Below are 24,329 nucleotides of genomic sequence, written 5' to 3' on the forward strand. Positions count from 1 at the left end.
CGAGGAAGCGGTAGGTCCACTTCAGGAGCAAGACATTTAAGATAAGTCCCGCTTGCTCCTGGCACTACATAGTTACCACCACGACCGCTCGGCGCTGTTCATCAAACTGTCACGTAACTGTGGCAGCGCGCTTGAACAAATATCATCAAACTCGCGCTCTACTGGGGTTCTGCGTTTTGGTGTTTTTACATGCGTGCTTTGTTTCTTTCAGCTGCCATTTTGGTTGCCGCGCTATTCAGCCTGCCAGCTTCGGCAGCGTCTCGTTGCGATGTGAATGTTCCGACTGAGCGGGTCGACCTGAGCCAGGTGAGCCTGGCTTACCAGAGCATCGGACGCGCCTCGGATCCGGCATTGCTGCTGGTCATGGGTCTGGGTGGGCAGTTGATTCACTGGCCGGATGAAGTGGTGGTGGCGCTTTGTGAACAGGGATTTCGGGTAATCCGTTACGACAATCGCGATGTCGGCCTGTCCACTTGGCGGCAAACGCCGGTCGACGCCAACCTCACCTTCGAGGTGCTGCGCTACAAGCTCGGCTTGCCGGTAGCCGCGCCGTACACTCTGACGGACATGGCCGACGATGGTTTCGGCCTGATGAGTGCACTGCATATCGAGCAATTTCACGTGCTGGGCGCCAGCATGGGTGGAATGATCGCCCAGCATATGGCGGCCATGGCGCCGCAACGGGTGGAAAGCCTGACCCTGATCATGTCCAGCTCTGGCGCCGAAGGCCTCCCGGCTCCCAGCGCGGCGTTGGTGCAGCTGCTCGCGCGCCGCAGTGCGCCCAATCGCGAAGTGGCGCTGGAACAGCAAGCCGACCTGCTCGCGGCGCTGGGCAGCCCGACCATCAGCGATGATCGCCAGGCCTTGCTGCAACAGGCCGCCCAATCCTACGACCGGGCGTTCAACCCCGAGGGTGTGAAGCGCCAGATCATGGCGATACTCGCCGAGCCAAGCCGGGTGGCGTTGCTCAATCAGCTGCGGGTGCCGACCCTTGTCGTGCACGGTACGGCTGATCCGTTATTGCCGGTCATGCACGGAGTACACCTGGCAGCACATATTCGCGGTAGTCAGCTAAAGCTGATCCCGGGCCTGGCCCATCGCTTTCAGGAAGCGTTCAAGGTGCCATTGCTGGCGGCGGTGTTGCCGTACCTGCAGGCCCATCGCGAAGACACCTCGCATTGGGCGCAGATTGATCCGGTGGTGGAGCACAACCTTCTTTAACGCACGATCTTATCCACGTGAATGCCCAGTTTCTTCAGCCGGTACCAGAAGCTCCGCTCGGAGACTCCGATCAACTGCGCCGCCGCGGCCTGTACACCGTTGCTCTGGGCCAGGGCTGCCAGGATGTAGTTCTTTTCGACTTGCATCAGTGCGGCTTCGAGGTCTGACGGCACGCCGATGCCTTCGATGGGAATGGCACTGCAGGTGGCGGCTGATGAAGCAAACAGGTACGCCGGCAGATCGTCGTCGTCGATGACCGTGCCTGAGGCGACGATGGTCGCGCGTTCCACGCAGTTCTGCAGTTCGCGAATGTTGCCAGGCCACGAATAATGGGCCATGGCCTGCAACGCCGCCGGGCTGAAACCGCTGATGCGTTTGCCGGCTGTGGCGCCCAGGATATGGGCGAAGTGCCGGGCGAGCGGGGCGATATCTTCGACGCGTTCGCGCAGGGCCGGGAGTGGAATCGGGAAGACATTGATGCGGTAGTAGAGGTCCTCGCGAAATTCCTTATTGGCCACCGCGTCCAGCAGGTTCTTGTTGGTCGCGGCAATCACTCGCACATCCACCTTGCGCTCGCGAGGATCGCCCACCGGCTCAATCACACGCTCCTGCAGCGCCCGCAGGATCTTCGCCTGCAAGGCCAACGGCATTTCGCCGATTTCATCGAGGAACAGCGTGCCCTTGTCCGCTTGCAGGAAGCGCCCGACGCGGTCGGCTACGGCGCCGGTAAACGCGCCTTTGCGATGGCCGAACATTTCGCTTTCCAGCAATCCTTCGGGGATGGCCGCACAGTTCACCGCGACGAAGGGCTTGTCGGTGCGATTGCCATGTTTGTGGATGGCCCGGGCGACCATTTCCTTGCCGGTGCCGCTTTCGCCGGTCAGCAAAATCGTCGCATTGCTTTCGCGCACCGAATCGATCGCCTGCAGCACCCGACGAAAACTCGGGCTGCCGCCGATCAGGCTGTCGATTTGCCGGTGTTCATCGAGTTCGGCGCGCATGCGCTGATTGTCTTTGAGGATGTCGCGAAATTGCAGGGCCTTGCTAACGGTGATGTCCAGTTCATCGATATCGAACGGTTTGGCGATATAGTCGAACGCCCCGTTGCGCATCGACTGCACGGCGTTTTTCACGGTGCTGTAGGCCGTCATGACGATCACAGGCACGTGCGCAAAACGGCTTTTTATTTCCGCCAGCAACTGCGGACCGTCCATGCCGGGCATGCGCCAGTCGCTGATGACCAGGTCGATGTTTTCGGCCTCCAGCACCTTCAGCGCGTGCAAGCCATTACCCGCAGTGAATACCGTGAGGCCGTTCTGACCCAGCCCCGACGCCAGCAGGTGGCAGAGCTTGGGCTCGTCGTCGACCACCAGCACGTTATGTGTCATCGCGACCCTCGTCGAACTCTTCGCCATTGGCCGGAATGTAAAGGCTGAGTGTAGCGCCGGCATGGGTTCCGCTGGCGCACTCGACGCGCCCTTCATGACTTTCCATGATCGAGTACACCTTCGCCAGACCCAGGCCGGTGCCCGAGGCCTTGGTGGTGACGAACGGAGTGAAAATGCGTTCCAGCATGTCCGGTTCGATGCCCGTACCGGTGTCACGGATGCTGATCACCGTGTATGGCGGATCGCTCCTGATCGCGAGGGTCAGGTGTCCACCGTCGGGCATGGCGTCGATGGCGTTGACGATCAGGTTCAGGCAGGCCTGCTTGAGTTGCCGCGGGTCGGCGTAAATGGTGGCGCCGGGGGCCTGATCGTCAATGTGCGCGTCGATGTGGTGACTGGCCAGCGCTGGCGCGCAGAAGCCCATCAACTCATCTACCAGCGGTCGCGCCGCTTGCGTTGAACGCATGGGCGCGCTGGGCTTGGCGAAATCGAGAAAATCGGTGATCAGGTCGTTGATCCGGCTGACTTCGCTGACGACATATTCCAGGTGACGCTTGTCGGACTCGGGCAGATCGGCGCGCCGATGCAGCAGTTGTGTCGCGGTTTTGATGATACCCAGGGGATTGCGGATTTCATGGGCCAGGCCCATGGCAACTTCGCCCAGGGCGTGTAGTCGGTCGCGGCGACGCAGTTGCGATTCCAGATGCTGCAACTGGCCAAGGCGCTCGCTCATGTGGTTAAAGGTGCTGCTCAATTCCGCCATTTCGTCGCAGCCGGTCACTGGTAAGCGTTGGCGATAATCTCCGTTAATCACGGCTTGCACGCCCTTGGACAGTCTTCGCAGGGGGTTGGTCAGCCGTTGCGAAACCAGCCAGCCGACCGCCAGCGAGGCCGCCGAACTGAGAAGGAAAATCAGGATGAACAGGTTACTTTGGTTCACCAGCCCGACCAGGTTGTTGTGGCGTAGCAGCCCGCTGTAGATCACGCCTTGCAGCTCACCGATTTCGTTGAGTATCGGTTGGTAGATGCCGCTGTAGCGGCTGGTGAATTGCTCGATGGGCTGTTTACTCAGGCGCATGGACTGTTCAATTTTTGCCGGCACCTGTAATGGATGATCCTCGAAGCGCTGGGTCGAGAAGATTTCCGAGAAGTCACTCGCCTTGGCCAGGTACAGGCGCAGGTCCAGGGAATGAACGTCGGCCACGCTGGTGAGGAAACTCTTGTCCAGGTAAGTGGCGATCACCAGTTTGTACTCGAAGCCGTCCTGCTCGGTCTCGAAGGTCGAAACCACAGTTCCGGTGGCGACCCCGGCGACTTGTAAGGTTTGCAGTACGGCTTTGGGCGCGGTGCTGATCTGGCGGACAATATTGTCGGCTACGGTGCTGAACAGCACTTTGTGATCGTTGCTGCGCACCAGCGCCACCACGTCGATGCCCATTGAATCGGCTATGTCAGCGGTCAATCTGTCGTGTCGGGTCGTCAGCCGCTCTGTGGGCGGGCGCGTATAGCGCAGGAACAACTGCGCAGCCCGGGCCTGGTCGCGCAGGATTTCGCTGATTTCGTCCTCGACGATTCTGGTCGATTCCTGCAGCCAGATCCGCACGTTGCTGTCGAAAATCTGCGACAGGGTGATGGCCGCGAGTTCGGCGGCAATCATCGTCGGAATCACGCTGACCAGCCAGAAAGCCAGCACCAGTTTGCGCTGCAGGCTCCAGCCGGAAAGGGCGAAAGGTCGGACGTTGGGGGGTAGAGCTGTGGTCATCGGGTTTCGCTTATCGCAGCAGCCATGGCAGGGTCGGATCGGTCCGGGCGGATAAATGCTTTCACCCACCGCAACAGGCCGTTGAGCCAGCGGTTGCGGTGGCGGAAAAACACGGTGTTGCCGGTAAACGAGCAACCCAGGCGCAGCTTACCGGCATAGCCTGCCTGGCCGCATGCATAGATCGTAAGGCCATGTTCAATACAGTAGTCGACATTGGCCAGCCAGCTGCGCATGTACAGATTGTGTTCGCGGGTGCGGCTAAGGTCGTGGGCAAAGAACTTGTCCACCAGCCGCTGGTCGTCCAGCAATACCAAGTTGAACGCGACCAGTTCTTCGCCGAGCCAATAGAGTACGCAGGCGGCTCGTTCATCGAGTTGTTCCAGCACCTGGCGGAAGTAGGCCGGTGGCAAGCGTTCGAATATCAGGTCACTGCGTTTCAATGTGGCTTCGTACAGCTGCATCATGACGGGCAGCAAATCCTCCACTTCCCGTCGCCATTCGATACTGGGCCCCTGGGTGCGCAAGGTGCGGCGCAGATCCTTGCGGGTGGATTTTCCGAGGGTACCCAGGTAGGCGTCGAGGCTGGTGAACGTGATCGGCAGTTCGGCGCCGGGCAAGCCGGGCATGCTTTGCAGGCCAGCTTCCTGACAGGCCTGCAACCACTGCGGGTCACGGTCAGATGCGTCCTTCACTGCCAATAGGCCAATGCCGGCCTGGTCTGCGTCGTTACGCGCCAGGATCAACAACTGTTCAAGCAACGCGGGGCGTCTGGCAGGTTCTATATGCCGGGCCGTGCCCGCGTGGCACCGCTCGGTCACCGGTGAGCCCAAGGCGTAGAGCGGGATGTCGAGCAGTCCCGGACACCAGCGGCGCAACCGTTGACTGAAGCGCTTGCCCAGGCCTTGAACCGTGGTGTCCAGCGAATAGGCTGTGGTAAAGGCCACGGCTGCCGCGATCAATACCTGTTGCTCGTACAAAACCAGATAGCGCCAGTGAAAGTCGGCAATGCCTGCCTGTTCAACGGCCCGGTAGTAATCCCAGTCCTCCAGTTCAGCAGGGAAGCAGTCGTTCCAGGCATCGCGGTCGATGACCTCTATGGTCGAAAAGGCAAGGGCAGTGATCATGGGGTTTGCTTGTCTCATGCCAATTGCCGATACGCCTGGCGCAAGGGAAGCGGGGTGTTGGACTGCTGCTTGAAACGTTGCTGGATAAAATCCACGCTCAACTCCACCACCCGCCGGTATTGCAAGTCGACGGTGATCATGTGGTAGCAGTCGTCGAGCAGGATTTTCACCACAGGGCCGCCGAGTTTGCGTTCCACATAATCGGCATTCCAGCGGCTGGTGATATCGTCTTCGCGCGAATGCACCACCAATGCCTGGGTGGTGATGTGCGGCATGCGTTTTTTCACCGCCGCGATTAACCGGTGCAGTTCGCGAACACTGACCCCGGACATGGTCAACAGTCCGGCATTACCGCTTTCACCTGCCTTCATCTGCCGTTCGACGATTGCACGCAGGCGTTCGTCCTTTATGCCGAAGGGTGATTTTTCATTGAAGCGGCACAGGTGTACGCCGAATGGAATCGCCATCAGCAACGGTGTGAGTACAGCCGCTTTGGGCATGTTCCAGCCGTCGTAACGCAGGGTCGTCGAATAGAGCAGCAAGCCTTCGATCTGTCCCGGGTGTTCGGCTGCCAGGTACATCGACAGCACCGCGCCCATGGACAAACCGCCAACGAAGACCCGTTCGTGTATACGCCGCACGCCCAGGTAGGTGTTGCGCGCACTTTCGTACCAGTCGCGCCATCGCGTGGCTTGCAGGTCGGCGTTGTTGCCACAGTGGCCGGCCAGGGTGGGCACATAGACAGTATGCCCTGCCGCAGCCAGGCCCATGGCCACGCGACGCAGCTCCGTCGGCGTGCCGGTCAGGCCGTGAATCAGCACCACCGCCACTTCCCCGCTGCCGAGAATGAACCCGGCGTCACCTTCGCCGATGTCGACCGTTTCGGGTGAAAGCAGCGCGTTCATCGCTGCATCGCCCGATGCAGCAGGCGATCGAGCAGGGCGATGGCAAGGTCGATTTCCGGGTAGCTGATTTCCAGCGACGGCGCCAGGGTGATCACGTTTTTGTAGTACCCCCCCACATCAAGGATCAGGCCCAGCCGTGTGCCGTCGATTTCGATGTCGCCCTTCATGCCTTCTTCGACCATGAAGTCCAGGGTCTCCTTGTCCGGGGTAAAACCGTCCGGACCGCAGATTTCGCACCGCAGGGCCAGCCCGAGACCGTCGACATCACCAATGATCGGGTAGCGTTTCTGCAAGTCTTTCAAACCATCGAGGAAATACTTGCCCTTGTTCATGACCATCGCGCCGTAATCGAATTCGCGAGTCATCTTGAACATCTCCAGGCCGACTGCCGTGCCCAGAGGGTTGGAAGCAAAGGTCGAGTGGGTCGACCCTGGCGGGAAAATCGTCGGGTTGATCAGTTCTTCTCTGGCCCAGAGGCCACCGAGGGGATTGAGGCCGTTGGTCAACGCCTTGCCGAAGACGATCACGTCCGGCTTGACGTCGAAGTGCTCGATCGACCACAGCTTGCCGGTGCGGTAGAAACCCATCTGGATTTCGTCGACCACCAGCAGAATGCCATGTTGGTCCAGCACATGCTTGAGTTCGCTAAAGAAGTTCATCGGCGGGATGACATAGCCGCCGGTACCCTGGATCGGTTCGACATAGAACGCCGCGTATTCGCACTGGCCGACTTTCGGGTCCCAGACGCCGTTGTATTCGGTCTCGAACAACCTGGCAAATTGCTTCACGCAGTGACTGCCGTACTCTTCCTTGGTCATGCCTTTGGGGCCGCGAAAGTGGTACGGAAACGGGATGAAATTGGCGCGTTCGCCAAAATGGCCGTAGCGGCGTCGATAGCGGTAACTGGAGGTGATCGACGATGCACCGAGTGTGCGCCCGTGATAACCACCCTCGAAGGCGAACATCAGGCTTTTGCCCTGGGAGGCGTTGCGCACGATTTTCAACGAATCTTCGATAGATTGGGAGCCTCCCACGTTGAAGTGCACGCGCCCGTCGAGGCCGAACTTGTTCTTTGCATCGACCGCGATCATCTCCGAGAGCTCGATCTTGCCCTTGTGCAGATACTGGCTGGCGATTTGCGGGAGGGCATCGATCTGCTGTTTCAACGCATTGTTCAGGCGCGGGTTGGCGTAGCCGAAGTTGACCGCCGAGTACCACATCTGCAGGTCGAGGTAGGCCTGGTCGCTGGTGTCCCAGACATAGGAACCTTTGCAGCGGCTGAAAATACGGGGCGGCTCGATGTAGTGAACGGTGTCGCCGTAGGAGCAGTAACGAGCTTCTTTTTCCAGAAGAATCTGGTCTTCGGCAGTGGCGATTCGAATATCAGACATGGTGGAAAATCTCCCGGGTGTCGAGTTTTAAAGAGGTGGAGTTGGCGGCGCTGACAGTTGGCAGCAGGGCCAGCAAGGCTGGAAGTTCGGCGAAGCTGTCGAAGCGTGCGTAAGCAATGTCGTGACGTTCGCAGTGCTCCGCCAGGCGATCCTTCGCGAATACGAAATCGGCGCTGGCAGCCACGCACATGTCGGATTGGCCGTCGCCGATCACCAGCACCCGACGGGCCATGGGTGCGGACCTGCACTTGCAATTGCCGGCAGCGGCGCGGCAGGCGTCGCTGCAGTGCGGGAAGTCGATGCGCCAGTGGCTGGAGTCGACCTGGCGCAAGCGGTTGGCGAGAATCGGCAGGAGACTGACGTAGTGGCGTGCCAGGATCCTTGCAATGGCTTGTTCGATGCCGTCGCTGACCACCTCGAAGGAAGCGCCGAGGCCAATGACGTGGTCGACGAAGTCGGGGAAGTGCGGATCGATTTCGATGGTGTCGAAGAGGTCGAGCAGTTCGGTTGGCGTGGCCTTGACCAGCGAAAGCTGGCGACTGAGGCATTCTCGGGAGCCGATGTCGCCCGCCAGCCATGCGTTTTCGATCGCTTCCCAACTCGGGTCGGCGAATCGCTGGAGGATACTGTCGATCACGTCGGTGCGGGTGATGGTCCCGTCGAAATCACACACGATATGCCAGTCAATCATCTGTTGTACCTATTGGGCCGGGTGCGCTCTGTGCGCTTGCCAAGGGGTAGAGCAGGGACTGTGCCAATCGTGCCTGGCCTTGTGACGCTGGGGATTTGGCGGATTTTGTTGTGGGCGCAGCTACAATTTTTGTAGGTCCCTACAATCAACATGAGTGCTTGCGTGGTTCGGGCAATTCGGGGATTGATGCGCGCATGTCCCGTTCCAGGAATCGCCTCATGTCGAGGATTGCTTTTGTATTGATCAGCGCGCTGACCTGTCTTCCAGCCAGCACCATGGCCGCAGGCATCAACGGTGAAGCCGGTCCTGGCCTCAGCTATCAGGCCCGCGACCCGAGTGGCAGTGGTTACGAAATCCGGCCGGTGCCATACCTTGATCTGGATTGGGGCGATGTCAGCCTCGGCAGCGATGACGGGTTGGCCTGGAAGGCGCTGAGCACCCGCGGTTTCAGCGCCGGTCCGTTCGTCAATTACCTCCCAGGCCGCACCTCCAACGGTGCGTTGCAGGGTTTGCGTGATGTGCCTGACATGGGGCTGATGGGCGGGTTTGTGCAGTACGCCCCGGCTGATTTCTGGCGGGTATTCGCTTTTGTCGGTCAGGCGGTGGGCGGGCGCGGGGGGGGTGTGCTGGGCAGGGTCGGTGGCGAAGTGGGTTATCCACTGGGTGGCAGAGCGATCGGCAGCAATAACCTGACCGCGCATTTTGTCGATGCCCGGCAGAACCAGACATTTTTTGGCGTGGATGGCGATGAGGCTCGGGCCTCGGGGATTGGCCCGTACAGCGCCGCTGGCGGTTTGCAGAAAGTGACGCTGAGCCAGAGCTTCGAATTTCCCCTTGCCCCGAAATGGTCGCTGCTGAGCAGCGCCAGCTGGACTTACCTGACGGGTAGCGCGGCGGGCAGCAGCATCGTCAAGGCCGTTGGTGACAGGCGTCAGGGCGAAGTTCAGGCGGCCCTCGCCTATAAAATCGACTGACTCTTGCAGCTCATGGAACATCGCGACAACGGTTGATCAGGTGTATATCTCCATTCCTGCGGTAACGGCCACTTATGGTTTCGCTTGTATAGCAAGTTACTTGGGAGAGCCTGTTGAGCGGCTTGCTGGCGCTGGGGCCGTTGGATGTTGCGTCAGGCTTTCGGACGCCTTCGCCAGCAAGTGGGATCACCGCACCGATAGCTCCAGGATCAGGCTTCTTCACCTCCCGCCAACATCACTACCCCCGCCATGATCACCGCCACCCCCACCCAGTGCAGCACGCTGATGTGCTCACCCAACCACAGCCAAGACCCTAGCAACACGCCAACGAACACCAGTGAGCTCAACGGAAAGGCCAAGGATAAATGGCTGCGCCGCAGAATCAGCATCCACACAAAGAACGCCCCGACGTAGCAGGCAATGGCCAGCCAGACTCCGGTGTTGCCTGCCACTGCCAGCAGCCATTGCAGGTTGAAGTCCATTTGCCCCAGTTGATCGCCACCGACCTTGGTCGCGATCTGGCCTGCGCTTTCCAACCCGATCAACAGTATCCACAGGACAACGGTACCGAGGCGTTCGTGCAGCCAGTCGGTCTTGCTATTGATCATCGATCGATCCTCACACATGGACGGCACATACGAGCATGACGCCCGCCGTGATCACCAGCGTGCCGAGCCAACGCCGTCGGCTGACGTTTTCGCCGAGGATCACCTTGCCCGCCAACACCACACCGCAATAAGCCAGCGCCGCAGCCGGAAACAACAGGCTCAGCGGTGCCCTGGACAGGGCTTCGAGCCAGATGAAAAACTCGATCACGTAGGCGCCGACCCCGCACCACAGTAGCGGAGCGCTAAACACCTGGCCCCAGAACGCATTCAGGCGAAACCCGCCTTCGAGCGCCGGTAGACGGTCCAGGCCGAGTTTGAAACAGAGTTGGCCAATGACGTCCAGCACAATGGAAATCGCCACCAGCACGATCACGGTGAAGGTCATGGGAACAGCTCCTCGAATAACTCGATCAGGGCCTGGTTGGTGGCGGCATTGCGCAGCAGATCGGCTTCGCTCCAGCGCTCGGCTGGGGGTTGGTCGGACCTCGCTTCCCAGCGTTTCAGGGCATTACTGAAGCCCGGTCTGGCGTAGTCGCCACAGATGTCGATGCCGAGGATGTGCTTACCGGCTGCCAGCATACGAATCGCCTGCACCAGATGGCTCAGACGCATGGCACCCTGATCCCAGTTGGTCGCGGCGTCCTCACTGGCCAGCACATCCTTGTCGATCGTGATCCACACTGCTTTCGTCGGCAGGCTGGCGATCAGTTGCTGGAGAAATGCCGACCAGTCCAGCCCGGCCAGGTTGTTCCAGTGCAGGAAGTTTTCCTGTTGTCGATGCCCGGCACCATCGCCGATCAGCCCCCAAACCCTCGACGGTGCGTGCTGCCAGGGAAACAGTTGCAGCACCCCGCGCCTGAGCGCACGCAGGTTAGCGCACTTGAGCTGTGGATTTTGCAGGTCTGCGCTACACGGGCCGAGGGTGACGATGCGCTGGATGTTCGGCAGTTTCAGTGCCTGGTTGACCCATGAACCGCAATGCCTGCGCGGCGCGAACCGGACCCAGTCGGGGTGGTTGTCGAAGTGGATCAGGCTGGTTGGCTCCGGCAAGTCGCTGAGAAAGGCCGGGGTCAAATGGTGGTAGTCACCGGAGCCGACGAAGAAGATTTCCGGCTGCGGTCCGCTGTGCCGGGGGCGTTGTCGCAAGCGTTCGCAAAAGCGACGCCAGGTGCGTTCGCTGGACCAAAGCCGCAGTTTCGGGCCGAGGTCGAGCAGGTCCAGGCGATTGGCGCGGCCGCTGTCGAGCAACTGTGCGATCGGTGCTTGGGCAGTCAGGCTGTGGTCGAGATCTAGAATGTTCAAGGTCAGTATTCCCCCTTGCCATACCCCTCCCGGACACCGGCTTCACCGATCATGAAGGCCGGCCGAGGGGCTTTAGGGGGTAAGTGCAAGGGACGGGCCAGCCACTGCGGGCATTCATGCACGCCTGTAACAAGGGATTGTGATCAGCCGTGCAGGCGAACCCAGATGCTGACCAGCGCCGTCGCCGCTATCAACCACGCCACCGCTGCCACGGCCAGCGATGCCTCGAGGCGCATGCGGTCGACCATCACATAGAGGGTGGCCAGGTAGATGAAGTACGGAATGATCGACCACATGCCAAACACGATGGTGCTCTTCAGGTCCTCCAGCGACCGGCCTTTGCCGACGATGTAATGGGCAATCAACGCAAAGGTCGGGAACAGTGGCACCAGCCCGGCGATGTAATAGTTTCGGGTCTTGGCCAGCGCGGCGAGGATCAGTACCACTGCCGCGCCCAGGGACGCTTTGAGAATCAGATCCATCAGTGGCTCAACCCGTATTTCTTCACTTTATCGAACAGCGTGGTCTTGGCCATGCCCAGTTCCTGGCTCGCCTGGGTCAGGTTGCCACCGCTGCGCTGCAGGGCATCCACCAGCAGATTGCGCTCGAAAGCTTCGACCGCCTCGGCAAACCCCAAGCCCTGATTGCTGGCGCTGGCACCGGATTTCTTGAAGGCCGGCAGGCCGAGGGCGTAGCGTTCGGCGACGTTGCGCAACTCCCGTACATTCCCCGGCCAGTCATGGCTCATCAGATTCGACAGGGTCTGGTTGTCGAGCTCCGGCACTGCGCGGTCGAAGCGCAGTGAAGATTGCTGCAGGAAGTGCTCGAACAGTTGCAGGATGTCTTCGCGGCGTTCGCGCAGGGGCGGCAGTTCCAGGGTCACCACGTTGAGGCGGTAATACAGGTCGCTGCGAAATTCACCGGCTTTGCTCGATTCGTCGAGATCGGATTTGGTCGCCGCGATCACCCGGCAGTCCACGGCCACACTCTGGTTCGAACCGAGTCGCTCCAGGGTCCGTTCCTGCAGCACCCGCAGCAATTTGATCTGCAGCGGCAGCGGCATGCTTTCCACTTCATCGAGAAACAGTGTGCCGCCGTCGGCGTGTTCGATCTTGCCGATCCGCCGTTTGCCGGCACCGGTGAACGCATTGGCTTCGTGGCCGAAGATCTCGCTTTCGAACAGATTCTCCGGCAGGCCGCCGCAGTTCAAGGCGACAAACTGCTTGGTGTGGCGCCGGCTGAAATCGTGCAGGCAGCGCGCGACCAGCTCCTTGCCGGTGCCTGTTTCGCCTTCGATCAGCACGTTGGCCGAAGTGTCGGCGACGTTGGCGATCAGTTCGCGCAGGTTCTGCATCGCTGGCGAGCGCCCGATGATCCGGCCTTCGAGCGAGTCGCGCTCGGCCAGTTGCCGCCGCAGCGACGAGACTTCCCGCGCCAGGCTGCGCTGCTCCAGGGCGCGGCGGGCGACGTCGACCAGACGCTCCGGAGAGAAGGGTTTCTCCATGAAGTCATAGGCGCCTTTCTGCATCGCGCCCACGGCCATGGAGATGTCGCCATGGCCAGTGATCAGCACCACCGGCAGGCTGCGGTCCCGGTTCTTGAGTCGGGTCAGCAGTTCCAGTCCGTCGATACCGGGCAGGCGGATGTCGCTGATGACAATCCCGGCGAAATTGTCGCCGACCCGCTCCAGCGCTTCCTCGGCACTGCCCACGCCTTCGCAGGGAATGTCTTCCAGGGTCAGTGCTTGCTGGCAGCCCAGCAGCACATGGGGGTCGTCTTCGACGATCAGCACACTAAGGTCGTTGTTCATATTGGCTCGGCGTGAAGGGGGCTTACCAACGGTAAACTGAGGACGAAGGTTGTACCACCACTGGCCGGGTGCTCGACACCCAGGTGGCCGCCGGTGGCGGCAGCCAGGCTGGCGGAAAGTGTCAGGCCGAGGCCCAGGCCCTGTTCGCCGGGCTTGGTGGTGAAGAAGGGTTCGAACAGATGCTTGCGCGCCTCGGCGTCAATGCCGTGGCCGTTGTCGCGCACCCTCAGGCGATACTTGCCGTCATGCGGTTCACCTTCAAGCCACAATTGCGGCAGAGGCTGGGCATGCATGGCATCCAGGGCGTTGCCGATCAGGTTGACCAGAATCTGCTCCAGGCGAGTCTGGTCGATCTGCACCTGCACATCGTTAAATTCCCGATGCAGTTGCAGGTGAGCGCTATCCAGCCGGGCGCCGAGCAGTTGCAGTGCGGCGTCCACCGCTTTGCCGAGGCTGGCCTGGCCCTTGTCATCACCACGCCGGGCGAAGGAGCGCAGGCTGGCGGTGATCCGGCCCATGCGATCGATCAGCTCGTTGATGGTCTTGAGGTTGGTGCTGGCGACGTCGAGTTGGCCGCGCTCGAGGAAGCGCACGGTATTGCCGGACAAGGTGCGCAGCGCGGCCAGTGGCTGGTTCAGTTCGTGGGCAATGCTCGTGGACATCTGGCCGATGGCGGCGAGTTTGCCAGCCTGCACCAGTTCGTCCTGGGCCCGGCGCAAGGTCTCTTCGGCCTGGCGCCGTTCGCGAATCTGGCCTTTGAGACGTTCGTTGCTGGCGCGCAGGTCGCTGGTGCGTTCGGTAATCCGACGCTCCAGTTGATTGTTGGCTTCCTGCAGCGCTTCCCGGGCGGCAAGGCGGGTGGCAATGACCTTGCGTCGTTCATTCCAGGCAATCAGCAGGAACGCCACGAGGGCAAAGGCGACGGCCACCAGGATGCCCTGGTTGATCGCTTCGCGGCGCAAGTCCTGCAGAGGCGTGAGCAGGGTGAAATTCCACGGAGTATCGCTGAGCGGGCGAGTCTGTGACAGGTAACTGATGTCTTCCTGATCGGACTCCACCTCACTGTTGGCCGGGAAGGTCAGTTTTTCCTCGCCTTCGGCCAGCTTCTCGCGGGCCAGGGGTTGCAACTCGTTCAGCGGAAACCAGTAATACTGCAGGCTGCGGGCGAGTTTCTCCTTGGTTTCGTCGCTCAGCGGAATCACCGATTTGAGCCGCCGCGCCGGATCGCTGGACAGGATGATGATGCCGTTCTCATCACTGACGAAGGCTTCCAGGCGCGCGCGCTGCCAGCGTTCCTCCATGGCTTCGAGCCGCACCTTGACCACGGCCACTCCGATGATCTTGCCCTGTTCTTCAAGGCCGTGGGCCAGGTAGTAACCGGGTTCGCCGTTGGTGCTGCCAATGCCATAGAAGCGCCCCGGCTGGCCGCGTACGGCGTGCTGGAAATAAGCACGAAAGGACAGGTCTTCACCGAGGTAGCTGTCGACGTCGCGCCAGTTGCTGGTGGCCATCACGCGGCCGGTGGTGTCCATGACATAGATAGCCCGACTTCGGCTGCGCCGGTTCAGGCCTTCGAGGTATTCATTGACCGTCTGCCGGTGTTCCGGGGACGGGTCGTCCAACAGCTTCGACACACTGGATTCAAGTTCCAGCAGGCTGGGCAGGTAGGTGTATTTGCTGATCTCGCTCTCGACCGCACGGGCATGCAGTTCCAGCTGGCGCTGGCCGTTCTCGCTGAGGCTGCGGATGCCGAAATGCTCACTGACCCAGAAGCCGACGTAACCCAATCCGATCATCAGGGCGATGACCAGCGGCGGCAGGAACAGATGGCGAATCAGACGTGGTTTCACGGCGAGTGATGGCGGCGCGGCGCGATAGAGAGTGGGGTCGCATTTCATCACAGATGCCTTGGGTCAACCACAACAACAGGCCATGCGGGGAGCCCGCGTAGGAGCTGCCGAAGGCTGCGATCTTTTGACCTTGATCTTGTCAGTCATTCAGAAGATCGAGATCAAAAGATCGCAGCCTGCGGCAGCTCCTACAGGGGGCGCCGCTGGCTTTTAGTGCTGCAGAATCTTCTCGAGGAAATGCTGCGCGCGTTCGGAGCGGGCGCTGATGTCGCCGAAGAACTCCTCTTTCGGGCAGTCCTCGATGATCTTGCCGGCGTCCATGAAGATCACCCGGTCCGCCACCTTGCGCGCAAAGCCCATCTCGTGAGTCACGCACATCATGGTCATGCCTTCATGGGCCAGTTGCACCATAACGTCGAGCACTTCGTTGACCATCTCCGGATCGAGGGCCGAAGTCGGTTCGTCGAACAGCATGACAATCGGGTCCATCGCCAGCGCACGGGCAATCGCCACACGCTGTTGCTGGCCACCGGAAAGCTGCCCCGGATGCTTGTGCGCATGGGCAGACAGGCCAACACGCTCAAGCAGCTGCAGGCCTTTCTTGGTGGCTTCTTCCTTGCTGCGGCCCAACACCTTGATCTGCGCGATGGTCAGGTTTTCGGTGATGGTCAGGTGCGGGAACAGCTCGAAATGCTGGAACACCATGCCGACGCGCGAGCGCAGTTTCGGCAGGTCGGTCTTGGGGTCGGCGATGGACGTGCCATCGACTACCACGTCACCTTTCTGGAACGGTTCAAGCGCGTTCACGCACTTGATCAGGGTGGACTTGCCGGAGCCGGAAGGCCCGCACACCACGATCACTTCGCCTTTCTTGACCTCGGTGCTGCAGTCAGTCAGTACCTGGAAGTCCCCATACCACTTGTTGACGTTCTTGATAGAGATCATACGGCGAACCTTTTTTGCAGACGCTTGACCAGCAGCGAGGCGGCAAAGCTGATTGTGAAGTACACGAGACCTGCGAAGATCAGGAACTCATTGGAGCGGCCGATGATGTCGCCACTGGCGCGCGAAGCATTGAGGAAGTCCACCAGGCCGACGGCATAGACCAGCGAGGTGTCCTGAAACAGGATGATGCTCTGTTGCAACAGCAGCGGGGTCATCTTGCGGAACGCTTGCGGCAGGATGATCAAGCGCATCATCTGGCCGTACGTCATGCCCAGTGCCTGGGCTGCGCCCATCTGACCCTTGGGAATCGACTGCACGCCGGCCCGAACGATTTCGCAGAAGTACGCTGCTTCAAACATCATGAACGCCACGATGCATGAGGCGAACGCGCCGATCGGCGTGTCTTCACCGGTGATCCAGCGCAGTACGAACGGCACCGCCAGGTAGAACCAGGTGATGACCAGCAACAGCGGGATCGAGCGGAAATAGTTGACGTAGGCGCCGGCAATGTTCGACAGCAGCTTGCTGTGGGACAGGCGCATCAGCGCGAGAATGGTGCCTAGAATGATCCCGCCGATGATGCCCAGGGCCATCAGTTGCAGGGTCATGACCATACCGTTCCACAAGCCCGGCAGGGACGGGATGATGCCCGAGAAGTCGAGTTCCATCATTTACCCCCTACGGAGATCAGGCCCGGCACGGCGACTTTCTTCTCGACCAGGCGCATCAGCAGCATCAGGCTCATGTTCAGGGTGAAGTAGATCAGTGTCGCCAAGGTAAAGGCTTCGAACAGGTTGGCGGAGAACTCGGCGGTCTGCTTGGTCTGCGCGAGCAGCTCCATCAGGCCGATCAACGAGGCGACGGAGGTGTTCTTGAAGACGTTGAGAAATTCCGAGGTAAGTGGCGGAATGATGATCCGGTAAGCCTGGGGCAGCAGCACGTTCCAGTAGATCTGCGGCAGCTTGAAGCCCATTGCACGAGCGGCAGCTTCCTGACCTTTTGGCAGCGCCTGGATACCCGTGCGAACCTGTTCGCAAACCCGGGCAGTGGTGAACAGGCCAAGGCACACGACGACGCTGAGGAAGGCCGAAGTGGTCGGATTCAAGTCCTGCTTGTACCAGTCCTGCAGATTCTGCGGCAGCAGGTCGGGTACCAGGAAGTACCAGATGAACAGCTGCACCAGCAGCGGCACATTTCGGAAGAGTTCGACATAGCAGGTCGCAATGCCCGATACGAGGCGGTTCGGTATGGTGCGCATGACACCCAGGATCGAGCCCAGTGTCAGGGCAATGATCCAGGCCACGATGGCGATGGCGATGGTCCAGCCCAAACCGGTGATGTACCAGTCGAGATAGATCTCGCTGCCCACGCCGGTGGACTTGAAGAACACACTCCAGTCCCAGTTGTAATTCATTAGGGTCTCCCCTCAGATCGATCGATGTACAAGTGCCCGCCTGGGGAAGCTCCGTTCCCTTCCGACCTTGAAGGGTCAGGCACACACGAGCGGCTCGACAGCCACCGGTTCGAGTGTTTCCAGAAAATGCCAGCAGGGAGTGACAGTCTCCCGAAAGGGCAGGGCCCTCTCAGGAGATAAGGTTAGCTAGAAATCAGGACTTCTTGTCGTCAGCCGCTTTATCAGTCGGATTGGCGATCAGGGCCTTGAGCTCGTCGCTCATCGGGAAGTTCAGGTTCAGGCCTTTAGGCGGGATTGGCGCCATGAACCATTTTTCGTAGATCTTGTTGATCTCGCCCGATTTGTAGGTCGCAACAATCGCGTCATCCACGGCTTTCTTGAACGACTCGTCGCCCTTGCGAACCATGCAGCCATAGATTTCGTACGACTGCGGATCACCGGTCACGGCCCAGTCAGTCGCTTTTTTGGCCTTGGCGGCTTCACCTGCCAGCAATGCGTCATCCATCATGAAGGCAACGGCACGGCCCGATTCCAGCATCTGGAAGGACTCGCCGTGGTCTTTGGCGGAGATGACGTTCATGCCCATCTGCTTGTCGGCGTTCATCGACTTGAGCAGACGCTCGGACGTAGTGCCCGCGGTGGTCACGACGTTCTTGCCTTTGAGGTCGTCAAAGTTCTTGTACGTGGAGTCTTTCTTGGAGAGAAGACGGGTACCGATTTCGAAGATGCCGACAGAGAAGTCAACTTGCTGCTGACGCTCGACGTTGTTGGTGGTGGAGCCGCATTCGAGGTCCACGGTGCCGTTCTGTACCAGCGGGATACGGGTCTGCGAGGTGACCAGGTTGTACTTGACCTTGAGGTCAGGCAGGTCGAGGTCTTTCTTCAGCGCTTCGACGACTTTCAGCTGGATGTCGTGGGAGTAACCGACCGGTTTGCCGGAAGCGTCAGCGATGTAGGAAAACGGGATGGAAGCGTCACGATGCCCGAGGGTGATGGTGCCGGACTCTTTGATCTTCTTCAGTGTGCCGGTGAGTTCGGCAGCAAAAACTGGAGTGCTAATCAGAGCGGCAGCAATGGCTGCGCCCAGGAGGTGGGGAACGATGCGCATCAAATTTTCCTCGACATTGTTTTTTTTATGGAGCCAGTTGACCGGCCCTTTTGTGCTTTGAATGCCTGATGCTACTGATGTGTCGGCACAACAGGCATTCGTCCAAGAGTGTAGAGCATGACTCGTGCCAGGCCAGGCTTAATACATCAAATCATTGATTTATAAGGGTATTAATTATTTGTTGCTGATTTTTTGAAGCACGAATGATCCGGTTAACCGAATAGAGCGCCGGGTCGCGTTCGGAAAACCGAATGCAATCCTGATTTGCAACACTGTCCCCTGTAGGAGTGAGCCTGCTCGCGATGAGGCCACAACATTCACCACTGTGGTTGCCTGGCACACCGCCATCGCGAGCAGGCTCACTCCTACAGGGGATTTGTTGCGGATGGGAGAATGTAAAAAGCCCCCGAATCTTGCGATTCAGGGGCTTTGTTTGAACCCAGCCTGCCGATCAGGCCGCTTCGATCTTGCTGCGATTCTGCTCAACCTTGCTCAGGTAATCCGCCAGCTTCTGCTGCTCCGCGGGCGTAGTGAACAACCCCAGCTTGCTGCGGCGCCACAGGATGTCGTGCGCAGTGGTCGCCCACTCTTCACTGCACAGGTAATCCACTTCGCGGGTATAGAGACCGCCGCCGATGTGATCACCCAGGTCGCTCAGGTCGCGCACGCCTTCCAGCATGCGCCAGGTGCGGCTGCCGTAGGTGGTGGACCAGCGGCGGGCGATTTCTGTGGGTACCCAGTCGAACCTGTCGCGGATCAACGCGCACAGGGCCTGCGGGGTGCTCATGTCTTCGCCGCCGGGTAAGGTCGCGCTGGCGGTCCAGCTTGGCTTGATGTGCGTGAAGTACGGCGTCAACTGCGCCAGCGCCGACTCGGCCAGTTTGCGGTAAGTGGTCAGCTTGCCGCCGAATACCGACAGCAACGGCGCCTCTTCACCGGTGCCCGATAGCGCGAGGGTGTAGTCGCGGGTGACCGCCGACGGGTTATCGGATTCGTCATTGCATAGCGGGCGGACACCCGAGTAGCTGTGCAGGATGTCGTCGCGGCTGACCTGCTTCTTGAAGTGCGCGTTGACCACCTTGAGCAGGTAATCGGTTTCACCTTCGGTGATGGCGACTTGCGCCGGGTCACCGGTGTATTCACGGTCGGTGGTGCCGATCAGGGTGAAGTGGTTCAGGTACGGGATGGTGAACACGATGCGCTGGTCTTCGTTTTGCAGGATGTGCGCGTGTTCGCCTTCGTAGAGCTTCGGCACGATCAGGTGGCTGCCCTGAATCAAACGAATGCCGTATGGCGATTCCATCTTCAAGTCGTCGCGAATGAACTTGGCGACCCAAGGGCCAGCAGCATTCACCAGGGCCTTGGCGCGAATCGAAAACAGGCTGCCATCGGCGCGTTCCAGATGCAGGTGCCACAAGCCCTTGGTACGGCGAGCGCTGACGCAACGGGTCTGGGTATGCACGTGGGCGCCTTTCTCCCGGGCGGCCATGGCGTTCAGTACCACCAGGCGAGCGTCGTCGACCCAGCAGTCGGAATATTCGAAACCCTTGGTGATTTCACTTTTCAGCGGGCTGTCAGGGCCGAATTTGAGGCTTTTCGAACCTTCAAGTTTTTCTCGTTTGCCGAGGTTGTCGTACAGGAACAGGCCGGTGCGGATCATCCACGCCGGGCGCAGGTGCGGGCGGTGGGGCAGGACGAAACGCATCTGCTTGACGATGTGCGGCGCCTTGGCCAGCAACACTTCGCGCTCGGCGAGAGCTTCGCGCACCAGACGGAATTCATAATGTTCGAGGTAGCGCAGGCCGCCGTGGATCAGCTTGCTGCTGGCCGAGGAGGTGTGGCTGGCCAGGTCGTCCTTTTCGCAAAGGAACACCGACAGGCCGCGGCCGGCAGCGTCCGCTGCGATCCCCACGCCATTGATCCCGCCACCGATAACGGCAACATCGTAGACCTCGGAGAGTGGGGGCGTAGGCAAGGTGGAAGTGGGCATCGGCTGGCCTCGGGCTTTTGATTATCTATATTTGAATTCGAACATTAATGTTCATTTGCGAAAATGGTAGCCCATAAAGACGCGCACAGCCAGTCAACTTCGATTGAAAATACTGATCGAAAGGCGGGGAAAGGAAAATTTTCGAACATTCAGGTGCGTGCAGGAGCGCGATGGTAGCTCTGTCGGGAAGATCGCCATCGCGAGCAGGCTCACTCCTACCGGTTCAGCGCAACCCCTGTAGGAGTGAGCCTGCTCGCGATGGCGTCGATACAAACACAGAAGATGAAGCGGATTAAACCACCTCCAACCGAATCTTGTGCTGACTCAACAACTGCGCCAGCGCCGGCACCGGAGGCTGATCGGTCACCAGGCAATCGATCAGGCTGATCGGCCCCAGGCGAATCATGGCGTTGCGCCCGAATTTGCTTGAGTCCGCGGCAAGGATCACTTGCCGGGCATTGGCGATGATCGCCTGGGATACCCGCACTTCCTGATAATCGAAGTCCAGCAAGCTGCCATCTTCATCAATGCCACTGATCCCGACCAAGGCAAAGTCGACCTTGAACTGGTTGATGAAGTCGACACTGGCCTGGCCGACTACCCCGCCGTCACGGCGCACGTTGCCACCGGTCAGCAGGACGTCGAAATCGTCCTTGGCACTGAGCATCGAGGCGACGTGCAGGTTGTTGGTGATGATTTTCAAGTGGCTGTGGTTGAGCAGCGCCCGGGCAATCGACTCGGTGGTGGTGCCGATGTTGATGAACAGCGAGGCGTGGTCGGGAATTTGTGCGGCGATGGCTTCGCCAATACGCTGTTTCTCATCGCGCATCTGGTCGGCGCGCATGGCGTAGGCGGTGTTTTCGACACTGGAATCGTAGGCTGCGCCGCCATGGTAGCGTCGCAATAAATTGGCTTCCGCGAGCTGATTGATGTCGCGGCGAATGGTCTGCGGTGTGACGACGAACAGCGTAGCCATTTCCTCGATACTCACGTAGCCGCGTTCGCGAACCAGTTCGAGGATTTGCTGCTGACGGGGAGGCAGATTCATGGGGCTTCCTTTGGGCTGCCGGGCAAAATTTGCCCATGATGCCGCAGGAATCTGCTCCCGACCAGTTACATACCGATACGGATCTCTAGCTCGGCTTATTCATCGCCTTCATGGGGTTCCCAATCGCGGGTACGACTCACGGCTTTTTTCCAGCCGGCGTAGAGTTTTTCTTTGGCAGTTTCATCCAGCGTCGGCTCGAATTCGCGCTCGATCACCGCCTTGCCGCGCAACTCGTCGAGGCTGCCCCAGAAGCCGCACGCCAGGCCAGCCAGGTAGGCAGCACCGAGTGCCGTGGTTTCGCGCATTTGCGGACGCTCCACCTGGGTGCCGAGGATGTCGGCCTGGAACTGCATCAGGAAGTTGTTCGCTACAGCACCGCCGTCCACTCGCAGGGCTTTGAGGCGTTCACCGGAGTCCTGCTGCATGGCATCCAGTACGTCGCGGGTCTGATAGGCAATCGATTCCAGTGCAGCACGGATGATGTGATCCACGCGCACTCCGCGAGTCAGGCCAAACAGCGCGCCGCGGGCATATGGGTCCCAGTACGGGGCACCCAGGCCGGTAAAGGCCGGGACCAGATACACCCCATTGCTGTCCTTGACCTTGCTGGCGAAGTACTCGGTGTCGTGGGCGTCGTTGATGATTTTCAGTTCATCCCGCAACCATTGCACGGTCGAGCCCCCGTTGAACACGGCGCCTTCCAGGGCATACGCGACTTCACCGCGCGGGCCGCAGGCGATCGTCGTCAACATGCCGTGCTGGGATTTCACCGCCTTGTCGCCGGTGTTCATCAGCAGGAAGCAGCCGGTGCCGTAGGTGTTTTTCGCCTGGCCCGGCTCCACGCACATCTGGCCGAACAGGGCGGCCTGCTGGTCACCGGCGATACCGCCGATGGCAATGCCGCTTTTGGTGTGGCCGTAAATCTCTGAGGACGACTTAACTTGCGGCAGCATTTCGCGCGGGATATCCAGCACCTCCAGCATCTTCGCGTCCCACTCCAGGGTGTGGATGTTGAAGAGCATGGTGCGCGAGGCGTTGGTGTAATCGGTGACGTGCACTTTGCCGCCGGTAAATTTCCAGATCAGCCAGCTGTCGACGGTACCAAAAAGCAATTCACCGTTGCGTGCACGCTCACGACTGCCTTCGACATTGTCGAGGATCCACTTGAGCTTGGTGCCGGAGAAGTACGGGTCGGTGACCAAGCCAGTGGTGTCGCTGATGTATTGCTCGTGACCGTCGCGCTTGAGCTGCTGACAGATCTCGGTGCTGCGGCGGCACTGCCAGACGATCGCGTTGTAGATCGGGCGTCCGGTGGTCTTGTCCCAGACCACAGTGGTTTCGCGCTGGTTGGTGATGCCGATGGCGGCCACCTGGTCGTGATGCAGGCCGGCTTGCGCCAGGGCCTCGACCATCACGGCGCTCTGGGTGGCGAAAATTTCCATCGGGTCATGTTCGACCCAACCGGCTTGCGGATAATGCTGGACGAATTCGCGCTGGGCGGTGCAGACCACGTTCGCATCACGGTCGAAAATGATCGCGCGCGAGCTGGTCGTACCCTGATCAAGGGCAATGATGTAGTTCTTATTCTGAATGTCGGTCATGTCGATTGCCTTGGACGGAAATAAGGGAGTGAGGTCGGGCGCGAGACCAGATTGGCAGGATCACGCACCTACGGTATCAAGAAGTGCGTGTTTTGCCGTCAATGGCCGGTGCTGCTTGCGTGGTGTCGGGCGCGGCGCTGGGCAGATGACGGGCAATCAGCCCGCGATACGCGGCGGCGCCGAGGCAGGCACCGACAATCGGTGCAAAGATCGGAATCAGAAAGTAGGGGATATCACGCCCGCCAGTGAGGGAAATTTCACCCCAACCGGCGAAGAAAGTCATCAGTTTTGGACCGAAGTCACGGGCCGGGTTCATCGCAAAGCCGGTCAGCGGGCCCATCGAACTGCCAATCACGGCAATCAGCAGGCCGATCAGCAGGGGAGCCAGTGGGCCCTTGGGCAGTCCGTTGTTGTCATCGGTCAGGGACATGATCACGCCCATCAGAATTGCGGTGATGATCACTTCAACCAGGAACGCCTGGGCCGTGGACAGGGCCGGGTGCGGGAAGGTGGAGAATACCGAGGCCAATTCCAGGCTGGCTTGAGTGCCGCGCACGATCTGGTGGGTTTGTTCGTAATCGAAGAACAGATTGCTGTAGAGCGTGTAGACCAACAAGGCTCCGCAGAAGGCGCCGGCCACCTGGGCCAGGATGTAGAAGGGCAATTTGCGCTTTTCAAAGTCGGTGAAGATGCACAGCGCGATGCTCACGGCGGGATTCAGATGTGCCCCGGAAACCCCAGCGGTCATATAGATCGCCATGCTTACGCCGACCCCCCAGATGATGCTGATTTCCCACAGGCCAAAGCTGGCGCCCGCAACCTTGAGCGCAGCAACACAACCGGTGCCGAAAAAGATAAGCAGGGCAGTCCCCAGGAACTCGGCCATGCACTGGCTCGAGAGCGGCGGTTGTTGTAAAGCAGTAGTCATGAAAAACCTCGTTGTTGTTTTTGTCTGGGGGGCTGCGTAGGACTGTTCGTATGCTATTCGTATTCGAAAAAATATAGACAAGAAACGCTGCTGTCAAAGGTCGAAAGTGAACCATCAGTCACAATTCAACTATTAGTCAGGTGAATGATCCTATTGTTCACCGCGCGAGTTGAATGTGGACGAGCGGTAAAATGCCGCGCTGGTCCCCTGAAACAGGGGCGCAATAGAGCCTTTTGCGGGGCGATGGCCTAGAATCCGCTAGAGGATTT

22 protein-coding genes are annotated in these 24,329 nt (G+C 59.8%); 2 read left to right on the forward strand and 20 right to left on the reverse strand.

Going from position 1 to position 24,329, the window contains the following annotated elements; all coding sequences use genetic code 11:
• Nucleotides 1-189: 189 nt before the first annotated feature.
• Nucleotides 190-1,221, forward strand: a complete 1,032-nt coding sequence (locus ACYZTK_RS20770; protein ID WP_462011549.1) for an alpha/beta fold hydrolase — start codon at nucleotides 190-192, stop codon at nucleotides 1,219-1,221.
• On the opposite strand, the gene ACYZTK_RS20775 is transcribed toward ACYZTK_RS20770, so the two are convergent.
• The 6 genes from ACYZTK_RS20775 to ACYZTK_RS20800 are packed head-to-tail and all read right to left on the reverse strand — an operon-like array spanning nucleotide 1,218 to nucleotide 8,482.
• Complete coding sequence (locus tag ACYZTK_RS20775; RefSeq protein ID WP_462011550.1) at nucleotides 1,218-2,609, reverse strand: sigma-54-dependent transcriptional regulator; 1,392 nt, start codon at nucleotides 2,607-2,609, stop codon at nucleotides 1,218-1,220. The genes ACYZTK_RS20770 and ACYZTK_RS20775 overlap by 4 nt on opposite strands.
• Nucleotides 2,599-4,371 (reverse strand): sensor histidine kinase, encoded by a 1,773-nt coding sequence (locus ACYZTK_RS20780; protein ID WP_462011551.1) that lies wholly within the window; start codon nucleotides 4,369-4,371, stop codon nucleotides 2,599-2,601. Before ACYZTK_RS20780 ends, ACYZTK_RS20775 begins: the two co-directional genes overlap by 11 nt.
• Nucleotides 4,368-5,495, reverse strand: a complete 1,128-nt coding sequence (locus tag ACYZTK_RS20785; RefSeq protein WP_462011552.1) for a GNAT family N-acetyltransferase — start codon at nucleotides 5,493-5,495, stop codon at nucleotides 4,368-4,370. The genes ACYZTK_RS20780 and ACYZTK_RS20785 overlap by 4 nt, the downstream gene beginning before the upstream one ends.
• Before the next feature lie 14 nt (nucleotides 5,496-5,509).
• The gene (locus ACYZTK_RS20790; protein WP_462011553.1) at nucleotides 5,510-6,400 is read right to left on the reverse strand and encodes an alpha/beta hydrolase; all 891 of its coding nucleotides are present in this window, start codon (nucleotides 6,398-6,400) and stop codon (nucleotides 5,510-5,512) included.
• Entirely contained in the window at nucleotides 6,397-7,791 is a 1,395-nt protein-coding gene (locus ACYZTK_RS20795) for an aspartate aminotransferase family protein (protein ID WP_462011554.1), read from the reverse strand. The genes ACYZTK_RS20790 and ACYZTK_RS20795 overlap by 4 nt, the downstream gene beginning before the upstream one ends.
• Nucleotides 7,784-8,482 carry an MtnX-like HAD-IB family phosphatase gene (locus ACYZTK_RS20800; RefSeq protein ID WP_462011555.1) on the reverse strand — a complete coding sequence of 233 codons (699 nt, stop codon included), beginning with the start codon at nucleotides 8,480-8,482 and terminating at the stop codon, nucleotides 7,784-7,786. The genes ACYZTK_RS20795 and ACYZTK_RS20800 overlap by 8 nt, the downstream gene beginning before the upstream one ends.
• A gap of 218 nt (nucleotides 8,483-8,700) precedes the next feature.
• Between ACYZTK_RS20800 and ACYZTK_RS20805 the strand changes: the two genes are divergently transcribed.
• Nucleotides 8,701-9,456: a MipA/OmpV family protein gene (locus ACYZTK_RS20805; protein WP_462011556.1), complete on the forward strand. Its 756-nt coding sequence runs from the start codon at nucleotides 8,701-8,703 to the stop codon at nucleotides 9,454-9,456.
• A 209-nt stretch (nucleotides 9,457-9,665) separates the two neighbouring features.
• Here ACYZTK_RS20805 and ACYZTK_RS20810 read toward each other — a convergent pair whose 3' ends face one another.
• The 14 genes from ACYZTK_RS20810 to ACYZTK_RS20875 form a co-directional block, all read right to left on the reverse strand.
• Nucleotides 9,666-10,064: a DMT family transporter gene (locus tag ACYZTK_RS20810; RefSeq protein ID WP_462011557.1), complete on the reverse strand. Its 399-nt coding sequence runs from the start codon at nucleotides 10,062-10,064 to the stop codon at nucleotides 9,666-9,668.
• A gap of 10 nt (nucleotides 10,065-10,074) precedes the next feature.
• Nucleotides 10,075-10,449 carry a DMT family transporter gene (locus ACYZTK_RS20815; protein WP_462011558.1) on the reverse strand — a complete coding sequence of 125 codons (375 nt, stop codon included), beginning with the start codon at nucleotides 10,447-10,449 and terminating at the stop codon, nucleotides 10,075-10,077.
• Nucleotides 10,446-11,366, reverse strand: a complete 921-nt coding sequence (locus ACYZTK_RS20820; protein ID WP_462011559.1) for an arginase — start codon at nucleotides 11,364-11,366, stop codon at nucleotides 10,446-10,448. Before ACYZTK_RS20820 ends, ACYZTK_RS20815 begins: the two co-directional genes overlap by 4 nt.
• A 143-nt stretch (nucleotides 11,367-11,509) precedes the next feature.
• The gene (locus ACYZTK_RS20825; RefSeq protein WP_462014942.1) at nucleotides 11,510-11,839 is read right to left on the reverse strand and encodes a GlpM family protein; all 330 of its coding nucleotides are present in this window, start codon (nucleotides 11,837-11,839) and stop codon (nucleotides 11,510-11,512) included.
• An 8-nt stretch (nucleotides 11,840-11,847) separates the two neighbouring features.
• Complete coding sequence (gene aauR / locus ACYZTK_RS20830) at nucleotides 11,848-13,128, reverse strand: two-component response regulator AauR (RefSeq protein WP_462014943.1); 1,281 nt, start codon at nucleotides 13,126-13,128, stop codon at nucleotides 11,848-11,850.
• A gap of 44 nt (nucleotides 13,129-13,172) precedes the next feature.
• Entirely contained in the window at nucleotides 13,173-15,074 is a 1,902-nt protein-coding gene (gene aauS / locus ACYZTK_RS20835) for a two-component sensor histidine kinase AauS (RefSeq protein WP_462011560.1), read from the reverse strand.
• Between the two features lie 162 nt (nucleotides 15,075-15,236).
• The gene (locus ACYZTK_RS20840; RefSeq protein ID WP_157714561.1) at nucleotides 15,237-15,971 is read right to left on the reverse strand and encodes an amino acid ABC transporter ATP-binding protein; all 735 of its coding nucleotides are present in this window, start codon (nucleotides 15,969-15,971) and stop codon (nucleotides 15,237-15,239) included.
• Nucleotides 15,968-16,639 carry an amino acid ABC transporter permease gene (locus ACYZTK_RS20845; protein WP_462011561.1) on the reverse strand — a complete coding sequence of 224 codons (672 nt, stop codon included), beginning with the start codon at nucleotides 16,637-16,639 and terminating at the stop codon, nucleotides 15,968-15,970. The genes ACYZTK_RS20840 and ACYZTK_RS20845 overlap by 4 nt, the downstream gene beginning before the upstream one ends.
• Nucleotides 16,639-17,385 (reverse strand): amino acid ABC transporter permease, encoded by a 747-nt coding sequence (locus ACYZTK_RS20850; RefSeq protein ID WP_462011562.1) that lies wholly within the window; start codon nucleotides 17,383-17,385, stop codon nucleotides 16,639-16,641. Before ACYZTK_RS20850 ends, ACYZTK_RS20845 begins: the two co-directional genes overlap by 1 nt.
• A 193-nt stretch (nucleotides 17,386-17,578) precedes the next feature.
• Nucleotides 17,579-18,493, reverse strand: a complete 915-nt coding sequence (locus ACYZTK_RS20855; protein ID WP_462011563.1) for a glutamate/aspartate ABC transporter substrate-binding protein — start codon at nucleotides 18,491-18,493, stop codon at nucleotides 17,579-17,581.
• Nucleotides 18,494-18,944: 451 nt separating this feature from the next.
• Entirely contained in the window at nucleotides 18,945-20,483 is a 1,539-nt protein-coding gene (gene glpD, locus ACYZTK_RS20860) for a glycerol-3-phosphate dehydrogenase (protein ID WP_462011564.1), read from the reverse strand.
• Nucleotides 20,484-20,775: 292 nt separating this feature from the next.
• On the reverse strand, nucleotides 20,776-21,531 hold the full coding sequence (locus ACYZTK_RS20865) for a DeoR/GlpR family transcriptional regulator (RefSeq protein WP_045058012.1): 756 nt from the start codon (nucleotides 21,529-21,531) through the stop codon (nucleotides 20,776-20,778).
• A 95-nt stretch (nucleotides 21,532-21,626) separates the two neighbouring features.
• Nucleotides 21,627-23,132: a glycerol kinase GlpK gene (glpK, locus tag ACYZTK_RS20870; RefSeq protein ID WP_462011565.1), complete on the reverse strand. Its 1,506-nt coding sequence runs from the start codon at nucleotides 23,130-23,132 to the stop codon at nucleotides 21,627-21,629.
• A 76-nt stretch (nucleotides 23,133-23,208) separates the two neighbouring features.
• Nucleotides 23,209-24,060 (reverse strand): MIP/aquaporin family protein, encoded by an 852-nt coding sequence (locus tag ACYZTK_RS20875; RefSeq protein ID WP_462011567.1) that lies wholly within the window; start codon nucleotides 24,058-24,060, stop codon nucleotides 23,209-23,211.
• Nucleotides 24,061-24,329: the final 269 nt, after the last annotated feature.

The organism is Pseudomonas sp. LB3P31 (assembly GCF_054897945.1).

Excerpts from the sequence above, each read along its gene's own strand:
- ACYZTK_RS20770 (WP_462011549.1), top strand. The coding sequence starts at position 190 with ATGCGTGCTTTGTTTCTTTCAGCTGCCATTTTGGTTGCCGCGCTATTC.
- ACYZTK_RS20775 (WP_462011550.1), bottom strand. The coding sequence starts at position 2,609 with ATGACACATAACGTGCTGGTGGTCGACGACGAGCCCAAGCTCTGCCAC.
- ACYZTK_RS20780 (WP_462011551.1), bottom strand. The coding sequence starts at position 4,371 with ATGACCACAGCTCTACCCCCCAACGTCCGACCTTTCGCCCTTTCCGGC.
- ACYZTK_RS20785 (WP_462011552.1), bottom strand. The coding sequence starts at position 5,495 with ATGATCACTGCCCTTGCCTTTTCGACCATAGAGGTCATCGACCGCGAT.
- ACYZTK_RS20790 (WP_462011553.1), bottom strand. The coding sequence starts at position 6,400 with ATGAACGCGCTGCTTTCACCCGAAACGGTCGACATCGGCGAAGGTGAC.
- ACYZTK_RS20795 (WP_462011554.1), bottom strand. The coding sequence starts at position 7,791 with ATGTCTGATATTCGAATCGCCACTGCCGAAGACCAGATTCTTCTGGAA.
- ACYZTK_RS20800 (WP_462011555.1), bottom strand. The coding sequence starts at position 8,482 with ATGATTGACTGGCATATCGTGTGTGATTTCGACGGGACCATCACCCGC.
- ACYZTK_RS20805 (WP_462011556.1), top strand. The coding sequence starts at position 8,701 with ATGTCGAGGATTGCTTTTGTATTGATCAGCGCGCTGACCTGTCTTCCA.
- ACYZTK_RS20810 (WP_462011557.1), bottom strand. The coding sequence starts at position 10,064 with ATGATCAATAGCAAGACCGACTGGCTGCACGAACGCCTCGGTACCGTT.
- ACYZTK_RS20815 (WP_462011558.1), bottom strand. The coding sequence starts at position 10,449 with ATGACCTTCACCGTGATCGTGCTGGTGGCGATTTCCATTGTGCTGGAC.
- aauS (WP_462011560.1), bottom strand. The coding sequence starts at position 15,074 with ATGAAATGCGACCCCACTCTCTATCGCGCCGCGCCGCCATCACTCGCC.
- ACYZTK_RS20840 (WP_157714561.1), bottom strand. The coding sequence starts at position 15,971 with ATGATCTCTATCAAGAACGTCAACAAGTGGTATGGGGACTTCCAGGTA.
- ACYZTK_RS20845 (WP_462011561.1), bottom strand. The coding sequence starts at position 16,639 with ATGGAACTCGACTTCTCGGGCATCATCCCGTCCCTGCCGGGCTTGTGG.
- ACYZTK_RS20850 (WP_462011562.1), bottom strand. The coding sequence starts at position 17,385 with ATGAATTACAACTGGGACTGGAGTGTGTTCTTCAAGTCCACCGGCGTG.
- ACYZTK_RS20855 (WP_462011563.1), bottom strand. The coding sequence starts at position 18,493 with ATGCGCATCGTTCCCCACCTCCTGGGCGCAGCCATTGCTGCCGCTCTG.
- glpD (WP_462011564.1), bottom strand. The coding sequence starts at position 20,483 with ATGCCCACTTCCACCTTGCCTACGCCCCCACTCTCCGAGGTCTACGAT.
- ACYZTK_RS20865 (WP_045058012.1), bottom strand. The coding sequence starts at position 21,531 with ATGAATCTGCCTCCCCGTCAGCAGCAAATCCTCGAACTGGTTCGCGAA.
- glpK (WP_462011565.1), bottom strand. The coding sequence starts at position 23,132 with ATGACCGACATTCAGAATAAGAACTACATCATTGCCCTTGATCAGGGT.
- ACYZTK_RS20875 (WP_462011567.1), bottom strand. The coding sequence starts at position 24,060 with ATGACTACTGCTTTACAACAACCGCCGCTCTCGAGCCAGTGCATGGCC.